The sequence below is a fragment of the Bordetella petrii genome, from assembly GCF_000067205.1.
GTDB classification, from domain to species: domain Bacteria; phylum Pseudomonadota; class Gammaproteobacteria; order Burkholderiales; family Burkholderiaceae_B; genus Bordetella_A; species Bordetella_A petrii.
This window is the reverse complement of record NC_010170.1, coordinates 681,629-695,598: the sequence shown is the minus strand read 5'-3', so window position 1 is coordinate 695,598 and position 13,970 is coordinate 681,629. Positions and strand designations below refer to the sequence as shown.

General features: G+C 63.6%; 12 protein-coding genes and 1 tRNA gene. 1 reads left to right on the top strand and 12 read right to left on the bottom strand.

What is annotated here, in order from left to right:
- Positions 1-53: 53 nt before the first annotated feature.
- Positions 54-287 carry a hypothetical protein gene (locus tag BPET_RS03120; protein WP_012247643.1) on the top strand — a complete coding sequence of 78 codons (234 nt, stop codon included), beginning with the start codon at positions 54-56 and terminating at the stop codon, positions 285-287.
- A gap of 64 nt (positions 288-351) precedes the next feature.
- On the opposite strand, the gene BPET_RS03115 is transcribed toward BPET_RS03120, so the two are convergent.
- The 12 genes from BPET_RS03115 to tyrS all read right to left on the bottom strand — a co-directional run bounded on the left by BPET_RS03115 (position 352) and on the right by tyrS (position 13,878).
- Entirely contained in the window at positions 352-1,068 is a 717-nt protein-coding gene (locus tag BPET_RS03115; protein WP_012247642.1) for a LytR/AlgR family response regulator transcription factor, read from the bottom strand.
- 236 nt (positions 1,069-1,304) lie between these two features.
- Entirely contained in the window at positions 1,305-2,192 is an 888-nt protein-coding gene (locus BPET_RS03110) for a helix-turn-helix domain-containing protein (protein ID WP_041862668.1), read from the bottom strand.
- 216 nt (positions 2,193-2,408) lie between these two features.
- Positions 2,409-2,499, bottom strand: a tRNA-Ser gene (locus BPET_RS03105).
- A 104-nt stretch (positions 2,500-2,603) separates the two neighbouring features.
- Positions 2,604-4,169, bottom strand: coding sequence for a SpoVR family protein (locus tag BPET_RS03100; protein ID WP_012247640.1), 1,566 nt, complete (start codon positions 4,167-4,169; stop codon positions 2,604-2,606).
- Positions 4,166-5,425, bottom strand: coding sequence for a YeaH/YhbH family protein (locus BPET_RS03095; protein ID WP_012247639.1), 1,260 nt, complete (start codon positions 5,423-5,425; stop codon positions 4,166-4,168). The genes BPET_RS03100 and BPET_RS03095 overlap by 4 nt, the downstream gene beginning before the upstream one ends.
- A 12-nt stretch (positions 5,426-5,437) precedes the next feature.
- Positions 5,438-7,363 (bottom strand): PrkA family serine protein kinase, encoded by a 1,926-nt coding sequence (locus tag BPET_RS03090; RefSeq protein ID WP_173376820.1) that lies wholly within the window; start codon positions 7,361-7,363, stop codon positions 5,438-5,440.
- Between the two features lie 358 nt (positions 7,364-7,721).
- Entirely contained in the window at positions 7,722-8,351 is a 630-nt protein-coding gene (locus BPET_RS03085) for a riboflavin synthase (protein WP_012247637.1), read from the bottom strand.
- A 37-nt stretch (positions 8,352-8,388) separates the two neighbouring features.
- Positions 8,389-9,531: a bifunctional diaminohydroxyphosphoribosylaminopyrimidine deaminase/5-amino-6-(5-phosphoribosylamino)uracil reductase RibD gene (ribD, locus tag BPET_RS03080; protein ID WP_012247636.1), complete on the bottom strand. Its 1,143-nt coding sequence runs from the start codon at positions 9,529-9,531 to the stop codon at positions 8,389-8,391.
- A gap of 29 nt (positions 9,532-9,560) precedes the next feature.
- Positions 9,561-10,037 (bottom strand): transcriptional regulator NrdR, encoded by a 477-nt coding sequence (nrdR, locus tag BPET_RS03075; protein WP_012247635.1) that lies wholly within the window; start codon positions 10,035-10,037, stop codon positions 9,561-9,563.
- A gap of 113 nt (positions 10,038-10,150) precedes the next feature.
- The gene (glyA, locus tag BPET_RS03070) at positions 10,151-11,398 is read right to left on the bottom strand and encodes a serine hydroxymethyltransferase (protein ID WP_012247634.1); all 1,248 of its coding nucleotides are present in this window, start codon (positions 11,396-11,398) and stop codon (positions 10,151-10,153) included.
- Between the two features lie 566 nt (positions 11,399-11,964).
- Positions 11,965-12,618: a YbhB/YbcL family Raf kinase inhibitor-like protein gene (locus BPET_RS03065; RefSeq protein WP_012247633.1), complete on the bottom strand. Its 654-nt coding sequence runs from the start codon at positions 12,616-12,618 to the stop codon at positions 11,965-11,967.
- Positions 12,619-12,648: 30 nt separating this feature from the next.
- Positions 12,649-13,878, bottom strand: coding sequence for a tyrosine--tRNA ligase (gene tyrS / locus BPET_RS03060; RefSeq protein WP_012247632.1), 1,230 nt, complete (start codon positions 13,876-13,878; stop codon positions 12,649-12,651).
- Between the last annotated feature and the right edge of the window lie 92 nt (positions 13,879-13,970).

Here is a 13,970-nt window from a genome sequence, read left to right as displayed (position 1 = left end):
GACAAGCGACACGGGCCGCGGCATCAAGCCGCGGCCCGCAACAGGAGGCTTTCATGAACAAGACAGCCCGACAGAATGTTCCTTCGGAACACGCCGACGACCGCTGGCCGAAGGCGCCCACCCACGCCGACAAAGGCACCGGCGTCATGCCCATGCCGGACGAGGCCCCCGACGTGGCCGGCCGCGCCCGCCGCGGCCGCGCTATCGCCGAGCCGGGCGACCCGGGCGTGATCACCCCCGAAGACGACGTGCTGGACACCTCGCACCTGCATCGCCACGACCGCTGAAGGCGTGCCGACGCGCACGGGCCGGCGCTACCGGACCAACCGCCGGGCCCCTGCTACTTGGCCTCTACTGCCGGGCGCGCCGCTCATCCAGCGCCTGGCGCAGGCGCAGATAGGCGGTGCGCCCCAACTGCAGCGGCGGGGCCTGGTTGATGAACTCGACCTGGGCGGCCAGGCTGCTTTGCGCCACGACGTGGCCCACCTGATCAAGGTTGACCACCACCGAGCGCGACACCTGCGCGAACGGCAAAGCGCCCAGCTGCGGCAGCACGCTCTTGAGCGTGGCGTACATCAATAGCGTCTCGGCCTGCTCGACATGCAGCCTGACGTAGTCGCGCTGGGCCACCAGGGCAGCCAGCGCCTGCGCCCGGACCAGCCGGTTGTGCCGCAGGCTGCGCACCGTCAGGAATGCCGCATCATCCGCGCTGCGATTGAGGCGCGTGTACAGGCGCTGCACGGCCTGGCGCAGACGCTCGATGCCCACCGGTTTCAACAGGTAATCCACCGCATCCACCTCGAACGCGCGGGTGGCATAGGGCGCATGGGCGGTCACGAACACCAGTTGCGGCTGGCAGCTCAGCGCCGACAGCACATCGAACGCAGTGCTGTGCGTCAATTCGATATCCAGGAACACGGCATCCGGCCGGTGCTGGTTGATGGTGTCGATGGCGCTGTGCAGGCAGGCCGCCTCGGCCACTACTTGCGGGCCATCCAGCGATTCGATCAGGCGGCGTAGATAGCGGCGCGCCGGCGCTTCGTCATCAACGACGACTACGCGCAGCATGGACAGCTCTGCCGGCCGGACCGGGGCACGTGCGGCGCGTGGCGCCGAATGGGAAAGGATTCGTGCAGATGATCGTGCAACGCGAAGATTCTCCCAACAGGTTTACTTGGGGCGCCTGGCGGCGCGCGGCCGGCCGGTTCGCCCGCGCATCGGCGCATCGGGCATGGCGGGATAGCCAAGCTTGAATTGTCGTCGAATATTGGGCGGCTGGAAAAGTGGCGCCGGCGGCCTTGGCACTAGCTGGATGGCGCGTCTACGGTCAGCGGCTGCGCAAACTGGTACCCCTTTCCCCGCTGCGTGAAAATCGGTACAGCCAGCCCGAGCGCCGAGCATTTGGCGCGCAGCCGGCTGATGACGACGGCGAGCGATCGCTTTTTCATGGGCGGCCCCTCTGACAACAACGGGCTGCGCTCATGCACGGGTATGAAACCATCTTCGGACTGACTGAACCAGACCAATATCTGCCGTTCGGAGGCAGACAGCGAAATCGCATGCCCCTTCGGCGACTTCAGCACCCAGCCGCTGCAGCTCAATACCCACCCCATGCTGCTCAGGGCGGGGGTGGGCGCCGGCGGCCGAATCTCCTCGAAGCAGCGTGCGTGTCTCCGCGAATACGGGAACTCGGCCCGCGGGTAGCCCTGCAGCCGGTCGTAGATTTCGTGCGTGGGGCAGATCCGCTTCACGTACCGCTGCTGATTCGAGCCTGGAACAGCATGCAGCCATTGCCGCAATCGGGAGGTAAACAAGGCGGCGGCGGCGGCGGGCTCGAAATAGGCCGGAATCTGCAGGTCAACAGCCGAGGCCATCCGGTCGTACTGCCAATCTTCCGGGTCCGAAACCCTCATCGCGATGTAGGCCGAGCCATAACTACGTAGCGCGTGTACAACAACAGGCAGTTCACTGTTGAACACATCGGTGACCGCCAGCAAGTAGGCGGCCGGCTGCTCTTTGTGGGCGCCTATCAATAGCTCCAGGGGGTGAGTCGCCAGCCGGCAATCCATACCCTCCCCCTTGATCGTCTTGTAAAGGCCGAGCATATATTCCACCGCGCAACTATCGTGCACCAACAAGGTGACCGTAGGCAGCCCGGTGCTGGACGGCTCTGTCTCGTCTTGGTGATTCATTTGCGTTCCAATTGGTGACAGAGCAACCATATTTCACGGCAATTGTTATGTATCGTTGTACATTGTTAACATAGGTTAGCGGATCACCCCTTGAGAAAACGCGTGTTTCGTGGGGGGGCGTAATCGGCAAAAACCGCCCCGGAAAGCAAAAACCCCCACAAAACCATGATTTTGTGGGGGTTTTTGCTTTTCCTGGCGAGTGCCGGGAAGAATTCTTGGCGGACAGAGGGGGATTCGAACCCCCGATACGCTTATCACGTATACACGCTTTCCAGGCGTGCGCCTTCAACCACTCGGCCACCTGTCCTGATCTGGAACGCACCAGCCTGGCTACCGGGCTTGCCGGGCAAGGCGCAAATGCGAATCCGCGATTCTAACAGAATGGCGTGGCCGCTGGGCAGCCCGCCGCCTTCAACTCCCTTCGCGCAGGGAATTGGCGGGGTTCACTTCCCGGTACGAGCTGACCGTGCCGTCGGGTTCGGTTTCTTCCAGCCGGACCTTGAACCCCCACAGCCGCCCCAGGTGCTTCATGACCTGGTCGGCGTCGTCGGCGACCAACGGGCGCCCCCGGGTCTGCAGGTGGCGCAACACCAGCGACCGGTCGGATTCGCGGCGGTAGCGCACGATCTGGATGTCGGGCACCTGGTTGTCGCGGTTGTGCTGCTCGGCCAGCAGCTTGCGAATGTGGCGGTAGCCCTCTTCGTCGTGGATGGCGGCCACTTCCAGCACCGGGCTGGCCTGGTGGTCGGCAATGGCAAAGAAGCGGAACTCGCGGATCAAGCGCGGCGACAGGTATTGCGAAATGAAAGACTCATCTTTGAAATTGCGCATCGCGAAGTCGAGCGTCTTCACCCAGTCGCTACCGGCGATGTCGGGAAACCACTTGCGGTCTTCCGGCGTGGGCGCCTCGCAGATGCGGCGAATGTCCTGCATCATGGCGAAGCCCAGGGCGTACGGATTGATGCCGCCGTAGCCGCGTTCGTCAAAGCCGTGCTGGCTGACCACGTTGGTATGGCTTTGCAGGAATTCCATCATGAAGCCGTCGGTCACCAGGCCTTTCTGGTGCAGCCGGTTCAGCAGCGTGTAGTGCCAGAAGGTGGCCCAGCCCTCGTTCATGACCTTGGTCTGGCCCTGGGGGTAAAAGTACTGGGCGATCTTGCGCACGATGCGCACCAGCTCCTTCTGCCAGGGTTCGAGCTTGGGCGAGTGCTTTTCAATGAAATACAGCAGGTTCTCTTCGGGCTCGGGCGGAAAGGCAATGCGCCGCTTTTCTTCCGCCGTATCGGGCTCGGTGCGCGGCAGCGTGCGCCACAGGTCGTTGTACTGCAGGCGGGCGTGCTCTTCGCGCTCGGCCTGGCGCTGGGCTTCCTCGCGGTACGACACCGGCGACGGACGCTTGTAGCGGTCGACCCCATGCGGGGTCAGCGCGTGGCACGAGTCCAGCAGCGCCTCGACCGCATCGATGCCGTAGCGGCTTTCGCAATCCATGACGTACTTGCGCGCGAACACCAGGTAGTCCAGGATGCTGTCCGCGTCGGTCCATTGGCGGAACAGGTAGTTGCCCTTGAAAAATGAATTATGGCCATAGCAGGCATGCGCGATCACCAGCGCCTGCATGGCCATGGAATTCTCTTCCATCAGGTAGGCAATGCAGGGATTGGAGTTGATCACGATCTCATAAGCCAGCCCCTGCATGCCGCGCCGATAGAACTGTTCGTTGCGGATGAATTCCTTGCCGTACGACCAGTGCGGGTAGCCGATGGGCAGGCCCGCCGACGCATAGGCGTCGAGCATCTGCTCGGACGTGATGACCTCGATCTGGTTCGGGTAGGTGTCCAGACCGTACTCTTCGGCCACCTCGGCAATGGCCTCGTCATAGCGCTGGATGAGTTCGAACGTCCACTCGGAACCTTCGGAAATGGGCCGGGCCCGCCCAAGAGCCTCCAGCTCGGCACGAGAGCCCACGATGGCATTCATGCTGTTTCCTTTTTGAACAGGTCATGGAACACGGGGTAGATCTCGCCGCGTTCGCAGATGCGGCGCATGACGAAATGCGGCGCCGTTTCCTGCTCGTATTCGGCCCACAGGCTGCTCTTGCGGGCCTCTTGCGAGTCGGGAACCTCGATGTACGCAAAGTAGCGGGTGGCCGGCAGCAGGTTCTCGGCCAGGAAGCGCGCGCTCTTGCCCGCGTCCGCGCCGAACGAGTCGCCGTCGCTCGCCTGCGCGGCGTATACGTTCCAGGCGCTGGGCGGGTAGCGCTGCTGCACGATCTCGTGCATCAGTTCCAGGGCCGACAGCACGATGGTGCCGCCGCTCTTGGGGTCGTAGAAGAAGGTCTGCTCGTCCACCTCTTCGGCATTGTCGGTGTGGCGGATGAACACTACGTCCACGTGCTCGTACTTGCGCGACAGGAACAAGTACAGCAGTGTGAAAAAGCGCTTGGCCAGGTCTTTCTTGCCCTCGTCCATGGAGCCGGACACGTCCATCAGGCAGAACATCACCGCGCGCGCCATGGGCATGGCCACCGACACGCGGTTGCGGTAGCGCAGGTCCAGGTCGTCCAGGAACGGCAGGCGCGCCAGCCGGTTGGCGCAGTCTTCCACCTCTTGCCGCAACGCGTCGATCTCGGCCTGCGGCGCGCCCGCCGCAATGGCGGCGTCCAGCTTGGCCTGCGCGGCTTCCAGTTCGGCGCGCGCCGCCACGCCCAGCGCCACGCGGCGCGATAGCGAGGCCTTCAAGGTGCGGCTGACGCTCAGCAGGCTGGGCGAGCCGGTGGTGGTATAGCCCGCGCGCTGCCATTTTTTCTGGGTAACGTCGCCCAACTGCGTGCGGATCAGGTGCGGCAGTTCGAGGTCTTCGAAGAACAGGTTCAGGAACTCGGCGCGCGACAGGCTGAAGGTGAACTGGTCTACCGACTCGCCTTCGCCGGGCTCAGAGCCGCCCTCGCCATCGGACCCCGATGGCCGCGGAAACGTGTCGCCCTTGGCGAATTCGCGGTTGCCGGGGTGAACCAGCTCGCGATCGCCCCCCTGTCCGTGCCGGAAGTGCGGCTCGGAAATGTCGCGCGCGGGCAGGTTGATCTCCCCGCCCTGGTCCATGTCTTCGATGGACCGTTCGCGCACCAGATCTTGCACGGCCCTGCGGATCTGGTCTTTGTATCGCCTGAGAAAGCGCTCGCGGTTGACCGCGCTTTTATTGCGGCCGTTCAGACGCCGATCGATCAGTGAATTCATGATTCACCTCGCTCAGGATGATTTCCTCACTCTCAGGTACCACTCGCACAGCAGGCGGACCTGCTTCTCGGTGTAGCCTTTGTCGACCATGCGGTCGACAAAGCTCTGGTGCTTGCTCTTGTCCTCGGCCGAGGCCTTGGCGTTGAAAGAAATGACCGGCAACAGGTCTTCGGTGTTCGAGAACATTTTCTTCTCGATCACTTCGCGCAGCTTCTCGTAGCTGGTCCAGGTGGGATTGCGGCCGGCGTTGTTGGCGCGGGCGCGCAGCACGAAGTTGACGATCTCGTTGCGGAAATCCTTGGGGTTGGCGATACCCGCGGGTTTCTCGATCTTTTCCAGCTCGTCGTTCAGGGCGCTGCGGTCGAAGCTCTCGCCGGTTTCCGGGTCGCGGAATTCTTCGTCCTGAATCCAGCAGTCGGCAAACGTGACGTAGCGGTCGAAAATGTTCTGCCCGTACTCGGAATACGACTCCAAGTAGGCGGTCTGGATTTCCTTGCCGATGAACTCGGCATAGCGCGGCGCCAGGTAGCCCTTGATGAAATCCAGGTAGCGCCGGCGGATTTCCTCGGGGTAGTCTTCGCGCCCGATGCGCTGCTCCAGCACGTACATCAGGTGCACCGGGTTGGCGGCGACTTCGGTCTGGTCGTGGTTGAACACGCTGGACAGTATTTTGTAGGCAAAGCGGGTAGACACCCCCGTCATGCCTTCGTCGGTGCCGGCGTAATCTTTATATTCTTGCAGCGCCTTGGCTTTCGGGTCGACGTCTTTCAGCGTTTCGCCATCGTACACGCGCAGCTTGGAATAAATACTGGAGTTCTCGGGCTCTTTCAGGCGGGTCAGCACCGAGAACTGCGCCATCATCTCGAGCGTGCCCGGCGCGCACGGCGCGGTGGCCAGCGAGCTGTTGCGCAGCAGCTTGCGGTAGATCTCGACCTCTTCGGTTACCTGCAGGCAGTACGGCACCTTGACGATGTAGATGCGGTCAAGGAAAGCTTCGTTGTGCTTGTTGTTGCGGAAGGTCTGCCATTCGGATTCGTTCGAGTGCGCCAGGATCAGGCCGTTGAACGGAATGGCCGAAAACCCTTCCGTGCCCTTGAAGTTGCCTTCCTGCGTGGCGGTCAGCAAGGGGTGCAGCATCTTGATGGGCGCCTTGAACATCTCGACGAATTCCAGCAGGCCCTGGTTGGCCAGGCACAAGCCGCCCGAATAGCTGTAGGCGTCGGGGTCGTCTTGCGAATGGCGGTCGAGCTTGCGAATGTCGACCTTGCCCACCAGCGAGGAGATGTCCTGGTTGTTTTCGTCGCCCGGTTCGGTCTTGGCAATGGCGACCTGGCGCAGCACCGACGGGTTCAGCCGCACCACGCGGAACTGGGAAATGTCGCCGTCGAATTCTTTCAGGCGCTTGACCGCCCACGGCGACATGATGCCGCTCAGGTAGCGCTGCGGGATGCCGTATTCTTTTTCGAGCGTGGCGCCGAAGCGATCCGGGTGAAACAGCCCCAGCGGCGACTCATTCACCGGCGAGCCCTTCAGCGCATAAATGGGATAGGCTTCCATCAGCGCTTTCAGGCGTTCGGCAATCGACGACTTGCCGCCGCCCACCGGCCCCAACAAATACAGTATTTGCTTGCGCTCTTCGAGCCCCTGCGCCGCGTGCTTGAAAAACGCCACGATCTGATCGATGACGTCCTCCAGGCCGAAGAACTCTTTGAACGCGGGGTACCGCCGCACGATCCGGTTGGAGAACAAACGGGACAGCCGTGGATCGTTGCGGGAATCGATCAGCTCTGGCTCGCCTATTGCCGCCAGCATGCGTTCCGCCGGGCTGGCATAGGCCATCGGGTCTTGCTTGGCCAGTGCGAGGTATTCCTCGAGGGAAAGTTCGGTTTCCTGGTCTTTCGCGTAAAGCGACTTGAAGCCTTCGACGATGTTTTGCACGGATAACCTCCTACAGCGCATGGTCGGTTAATAAGTCCGTCGTCCCATTGTGTTCCTCATTGACCGATGTCGCTAGACTTTATGGTAATGGGGTCATGCACATCATCTTGATATGTTGCTTTCGCCACACACCACAAATTGGGTTGATGGACTTATTAAGGGTTAGGCTGCCAGGCCCTGAAACAGTTCCACGAATCACGCAAACATTCATGCATACGCGTTTCAATGCGTAGCGCGCCAGCACGCTTGCCGTTTGCACAGCAAGCGGCGGACCCGCTACGATTTTCGGTGTAATAATCTGGCAGCCAGGCGCCGCAAGCGCTAGCAATGCGCCACGCGCCAGACGGCGGCGCGCGGCTTATTTCAAGCCATCGGGCCGCGGCGCGGCCAGCATGCGCTCGACATATCGCGCAATAGTGTCAATTTCGAGATTAACGCGGTCGCCGGGTTTTACATTGCGCAGCGTCGTGACCGCCTGAGTGTGCGGAATAATGTTGATACTGATGTCGCAGCCGTCGGCAACATCGGTAACGCGATTGACCGTCAGGCTGATGCCATTGACGGTAACTGACCCTTTGTAGGCCAGGAAACGCGCCAGGTGCGGCGGCACCCGGATGGCCAACTCGCGCGATTCGCCCACGTTGTCAAACCGCAGCACGGTTCCCAGGCCATCGACGTGGCCGGACACCAGGTGCCCACCGATCTGATCGCCCACGCGCAGGGACTTTTCCAGGTTGACTTCACCGGCGCGGTCGAGCCCGACGGTCAGGTTCAGGCTTTCGCGCGACACATCGACCTGGAAATGACGGTCGTCGAGCGCGACGACCGTCATGCAGGCCCCTTGCACCGCGATGGAATCGCCTATGCCAACGTCGCCCAGGCCCAGTTCGCCGGCGTCGATGTGCAAACGCACGCCGCCCTGCGCAGCGTCGGCCAGGGGTTTCACGCGGACAATGCGGCCCACTGCCGCTACCAGGCCAGTAAACATGTACAAGTCTCCTGCGATCAATACGATAAAGGCAACATTAACGGCACATGGCCGCCTCGCGCAGCGCCTGCCAGCGCGTCGAGTCGCGCGCGCGCAGGCGCAAGTCGGGGCCGATGCGCGCCGTGTCGGTGAATTCGAGCCGCCGGGCGTGGTCAAGATGTTCGATAAGCGGCAGGCGCAGCATGGCGGCTGCGTCGCCCAGCAGCACCGGCGCAAGGTACACCAGCAGTTCGTCAATACAGCCCGCCGACATCAGCGCGCCGCCCAGCCCGGCGCCGGCCTCGACGTGCACTTCGTTGAACTCGTGTTCGCCCAGCCAGCGCATCATGGCCGGCAGGTCTACGCGACCGGCTTGCTGGCCCGGCAGGGCCACCACGCGGGCATTGCGCGCGGCCAGCCGGGCCGCCTTGCCCGCATCGGTTCGCGCCGTAAAAATGATGACCTCGGCGCCGTCGAACAGCCTGGCGTCTTCCGGGATGGCGAAGTCGCCGTCCACCACGGCCTTGCGCGGCGCGCGCGGAGTCTCGACGGCGCGCACGTTCAGGCGCGGATTGTCTTTCAGCACGGTGCCCATGCCGGTCAGTACCACGCAGCTGCGGGCGCGCCAGGCATGGCCGTCGGCGCGCGCTGCCTCGCCGGTAATCCATTGCGATACGCCGTTGTGCAGCGCGCTGCGGCCATCCAGCGAGGCGGCCATCTTGACCCAGGCCCAGGGAATGCCGCGGCTCATGCGCGCGACAAAGCCGGCGTTGATTTCCAGGGCCTCGTCCAGGCATACATTGCTGGTGACCGCGATGCCGGCCGCGCGCAGCCGCGCCAGGCCCTGGCCGCGCACCTGCGGGTTGGGATCGCCCATGGCCACCACGACCCGCGCCGGCCCCGCCGCCGCCACGGCATCGGCGCAGGGCGGCGTGCGGCCATAATGGCTGCAAGGCTCCAGGGTGACATACAGGGTGGCGCCCTGCACCGATTCGCCGCGCGCGGCGGCGTCGCGCAAGGCGCAGATCTCGGCATGCGGCCCACCGGGCGGCTGGGTGGCGCCCTCGCCCAGCACCCGGCCATCGCGCACGATCACGCACCCGACACGCGGGTTCGGCGTGGTGGTGTACATGACGGTGCGGGCCAGCGCCAGGGCGCGGCGCATCCAGATGAGGTCGTCGGGGTCGGTCAGGGTGGTCACGCCTGCGATTGTATGCCGGCGCGGCGCGCCTATTTGCGCAGCTTGCCCGGCAGCATGGGGCCCTGCATTTCGCGGATGGCGTCGACGAACTCGCCGATGTCTTCGAAATTCTTGTACACCGAGGCAAAGCGCACGTAGCCGACCTTGTCGAGCTTCTTGAGCTCGGCCATGACTAGCTCGCCGATGCGCTCGGTAGAGACTTCGCGCTGGCCGCTGGCCAGCAGGGTTTCTTCGATGCGGGCGACCACGCTGTCGACCTGGTCGGTGCTGACCGGCCGTTTGCGCAGCGCCAGCGACAGGCTGGCGCGCAGCTTGGCGGTGTCGTAGTCGCTGCGGCTGCCATTGCGCTTGACCACCGAGGGCATGGCCAGCTCGATGCGTTCATAGGTGGTGAAGCGCTTGTCACAGGACAGGCAGCGGCGACGCCGGCGGATGGTGTCGCCTTCTTCGGACACCCGGCTGTCTACCACCTGTGTGTCGGCATTGCCGCAGAATGGGCATTTCATATTGCCGGCCCCCGAGAATAATTTGGCGTATTGTAATGACGCCGGCCCGCAACGCGGAGCCGGCGTGGGGAAAATACGCCAAACGGCAGCCCTGGGGCTGCCGAGCAGGCGCCTTAGCCGCCGTAGACCGGCAGGCGGGCCGTCAGTTCGTTGACGCGCGCGCGTACGGCGGCGATGTTGGCCTCGTCGCGCGGGTTGTCGAGCACGTCGGCGATCAGGTTGGCAGTGAGCTCGGCCTCGGCTTCCTTGAAGCCGCGGGTGGTCATGGCCGGGGTGCCCAGGCGGATGCCACTGGTCACGAAGGGCTTTTCCGGGTCGTTCGGAATGGCGTTCTTGTTGACCGTGATATGCGCCTGGCCCAGCACGGCCTCGGCTTCCTTGCCGGTAATGCCCTTGGGGCGCAGGTCGACCAGCATCACGTGGCTTTCGGTGCGGCCAGACACGATGCGCAGCCCGCGCTTGACCAGGGTTTCGGCCAGCACCTTGGCGTTCTTGGCCACCTGCTGGGCGTACTGCTTGAACTCGGGCGACAGGGCTTCCTGGAAGGCCACGGCCTTGGCGGCAATAACGTGCATGAGCGGGCCACCCTGGATGCCGGGGAAGATGGCCGAATTGATGATTTTTTCGTATTCGGCCTTCATCATGATGACGCCGCCGCGCGGGCCGCGCAGCGACTTGTGCGTGGTGGACGTGACGAAATCAGCGTGCGGCACCGGGTTGGGGTAGGCGCCGCCGGCCACCAGGCCGGCATAGTGGGCAATGTCGACCATCAGCAGCGCGCCGTTATCGTGGGCGATGCGCGCCAGGCGTTCGAAGTCGATGTGCAGGGCGTAGGCCGACGCGCCGGCCACAATGAGCTTGGGCTTGTGTTCTTTAGCCAGTTGCTCAACCTGGGCGTAGTCGAGCACTTCGTTGGCGTCCAGCCCGTACGAAATGAAGTTGTACAGCTTGCCCGAGGCATTGACCGACGCGCCGTGCGTCAGGTGGCCGCCTTCGGCCAGGCTCATGCCCAGCACGGTATCGCCCGGCTTGAGCACGGCCATGTACACGCCCTGGTTGGCCTGCGAACCCGAATTGGGCTGCACGTTGGCGGCTTCGGCGCCGAACAGCTGCTTCAGGCGGTCGATGGCCAGTTGTTCGACCACGTCGACGTACTCGCAGCCGCCGTAGTAGCGCTTGCCCGGATAGCCTTCGGCGTACTTGTTGGTGAGCTGCGTGCCCTGGGCCTGCATGACCGCTGGGCTGGCATAGTTTTCGGAAGCGATGAGCTCGATATGCTGTTCCTGGCGGACGTCTTCTTTCTGGATGGCGGCCCAGACTTCGGGGTCTACCTGGGACAGGGTGAGTTTGCGGTCAAACATGACGGGAGGTTCCTGGAGCGTGAAAAGAGAATAGCCGGGATGGGGGATGGCCGTTAGTTTACCGCGCCGCCGCCCCGCCACCGGCCTTTGCGGCCGGAAAAACCACGCAAAATGGCCCCAGCCCCGCCGAAAACGCGCGCAACCCCGCGCAACCCGCAAGCCGGCTCAAGTCAGCTTGAGGAATATTCAAAGTATTGAAGCATCTCGCTGTAAGGCAGGTGTCTGACACCCGTAAAGTGCCGGACACCGCGCCATGGAGGCGTGCCTGGCCGTTTTCGGTGTCTGACACCCTGCGGGAGTCAGACACCTGGCTGATACCTGGCCAAACCGGAGGCGGGTGTCGGACCCCTGGCTGATACCTGGCCCAACCGGAGGCGGGTGTCAGACCCTTGGCTGATACCTGGCCCGACCGGAGGCGGGTGTCTGACCCCTGGCTGATACCTGGCCCGACCGGAGGCGGGTGTCTGACCCCCTGGCTGATACCTGGCCCGACCGGAGCAGGCTAGGTGTCTGACTCCCGCAGGGTGTCAGACACCTGGCGGGTGGCTGACCAGACCGCGCGTGCGTCAGGCCGAGGTGTCGCCGATTTGTTTGGGCGCCAGTTCGGGGTTCAGGGTGTATATGCCGGTGATGCTGGCCTGGGCCAGCACGTGGCCCTGCAGAGCCTTCAGGACGTCGTTGCCGCCGAAGTTGCCCTGCACGTCGAGCCTGGGCACGTCCAGCGCGTACAAGGTGAATACGTAGCGGTGCGGCAGCGCGTCGTTCCAGGGCGGGCACGGGCCGTCGTAGCCGAAGTAGTCGCCGCTCATGTCGCGGTCGGCGGCGAACCACGAGGTGTAGTCGTTGATGCCCTGGCGCGCGTCGCCGGGAGCCAGCGGGCCGCCCTTGCCGCGCGGGGTGATGCCGCTGGAGAAATCGCCTTCCTGGATGTCGCGCTTGTCGGCGGGCAGGTCGATGAGCACCCAGTGGAAGAAGTCGACGCGCGGCAGATCGGCCGGCACGACGCGCCCTTCCTGGTTGACGTCGTCGGGCTTGGACGGCACGTCGGGATCGTGGCAGATGAGGACGAACGAACGCGTGCCCTCGGGGACGTCGTCCCAGGAAAACTGCGGATTGAAGTTTTCCGCCAATGCGACGTGCGACTGCGGGTCGATCTTGCCGAAAGCGTAGCGATCGGGAATCGATTCGTTATCGGAAAAAGACAGACTCGAGAGTTTCATGTCGTGCTCCTGCGGGACCGTAGGTGCTTCCTACCCTGCCAAGTTAACACGGGCAAACTTGCGCTTGCCCACCTGCACTACATACGTACCGGCCTGTAATTGCAACGATTTGTCTTCGATGCGGTCGCCATCGACGCGCACCCCGCCCTGTTCGACGTTGCGCTGCGCTTCGGCGCCCGATGCCACCAGGCCCGCTTCGCGCAGTACCTTCAGGATACCCAACGGCGCGCCGGCGATATTGATCTCGGGCATGTCGTCGGGCATGGCGCCATCGCGAAAGCGCGCCTGGAAGGCCGCAAGCGCCGCCTCGGCGGCCTGGGCCGAGTGAAAACGCGCCACGATTTCCTGGGCCAGCGCAACTTTCGCGTCGCGCGGATTGGCGCCGGCTTCGATGCCGGCCTTCAGCGCCGCAATGTCTTCGAGCGAACGGAACGACAGCAGCTCGAAATAGCGCCACATGAGCGTGTCGGAAATCGACATCAGCTTGCCGAACATCGAGTCGGGGCTTTCAGAGATGCCGATGTAGTTGCCCTTGGACTTCGACATTTTCTCGACGCCGTCGGTGCCTTCGAGCAGCGGCATGGTCAACACGCACTGCGGCGCCTGGCCGTATTCTTTCTGGAGTTCGCGGCCGACCAGCAGGTTGAATTTCTGGTCGGTGCCGCCCAGTTCCAGGTCGGACTTCAAGGCCACCGAATCGTAGCCCTGCATCAGGGGGTACAGGAATTCGTGCACGGCGATCGGCACGCCGCCCTTGAAGCGCTTGGTGAAATCTTCGCGCTCCATCATGCGCGCCACCGTGTAGCGCGAGGCCAGCTGGATCAGCCCGCGCGCGCCGAGGGGATCGCTCCATTCGGAGTTGTAGCGGATCTCGGTGCGGGCCGGGTCCAGCACCAAACTGGCCTGAGCGTAATAGGTCTTGGCGTTGGCCTCGATCTGCTCGCGTGTCAGGGGCGGGCGCGTGGAATTGCGGCCGCTGGGGTCGCCGATCATCGAGGTGAAGTCGCCGATCAGGAAAATGACGTTATGGCCCAGGTCTTGCAACTGCCGCATCTTGTTCAGCACCACCGTGTGGCCCAGGTGGATGTCGGGCGCGGTGGGATCCAGCCCCAGCTTGATGCGCAGCGGCACGCCGGTGGCACGGCTGTTGGCCAGCTTGCGGGCGAACTCGGATTCGACCAGCAGTTCATCGCAGCCGCGCTTGGCGACGCGGAGGTCGGCTTCGACTTCGGGAGTGATAGGGGCTTCGGATTGGGACATTTCGGGGCGAAACAGGGCTGGGAAGCGCAAAAAAGATGAAAAAAGTGCCAAAAAGGCCTGAAAATCGGTCGAAAATTCTAGCTGAATCAGCT

Excerpts from the sequence above, each read along its gene's own strand:
- BPET_RS03120 (WP_012247643.1), top strand. The coding sequence starts at position 54 with ATGAACAAGACAGCCCGACAGAATGTTCCTTCGGAACACGCCGACGAC.
- BPET_RS03115 (WP_012247642.1), bottom strand. The coding sequence starts at position 1,068 with ATGCTGCGCGTAGTCGTCGTTGATGACGAAGCGCCGGCGCGCCGCTAT.
- BPET_RS03110 (WP_041862668.1), bottom strand. The coding sequence starts at position 2,192 with ATGAATCACCAAGACGAGACAGAGCCGTCCAGCACCGGGCTGCCTACG.
- BPET_RS03100 (WP_012247640.1), bottom strand. The coding sequence starts at position 4,169 with ATGAATGCCATCGTGGGCTCTCGTGCCGAGCTGGAGGCTCTTGGGCGG.
- BPET_RS03095 (WP_012247639.1), bottom strand. The coding sequence starts at position 5,425 with ATGAATTCACTGATCGATCGGCGTCTGAACGGCCGCAATAAAAGCGCG.
- BPET_RS03085 (WP_012247637.1), bottom strand. The coding sequence starts at position 8,351 with ATGTTTACTGGCCTGGTAGCGGCAGTGGGCCGCATTGTCCGCGTGAAA.
- nrdR (WP_012247635.1), bottom strand. The coding sequence starts at position 10,037 with ATGAAATGCCCATTCTGCGGCAATGCCGACACACAGGTGGTAGACAGC.
- glyA (WP_012247634.1), bottom strand. The coding sequence starts at position 11,398 with ATGTTTGACCGCAAACTCACCCTGTCCCAGGTAGACCCCGAAGTCTGG.
- BPET_RS03065 (WP_012247633.1), bottom strand. The coding sequence starts at position 12,618 with ATGAAACTCTCGAGTCTGTCTTTTTCCGATAACGAATCGATTCCCGAT.
- tyrS (WP_012247632.1), bottom strand. The coding sequence starts at position 13,878 with ATGTCCCAATCCGAAGCCCCTATCACTCCCGAAGTCGAAGCCGACCTC.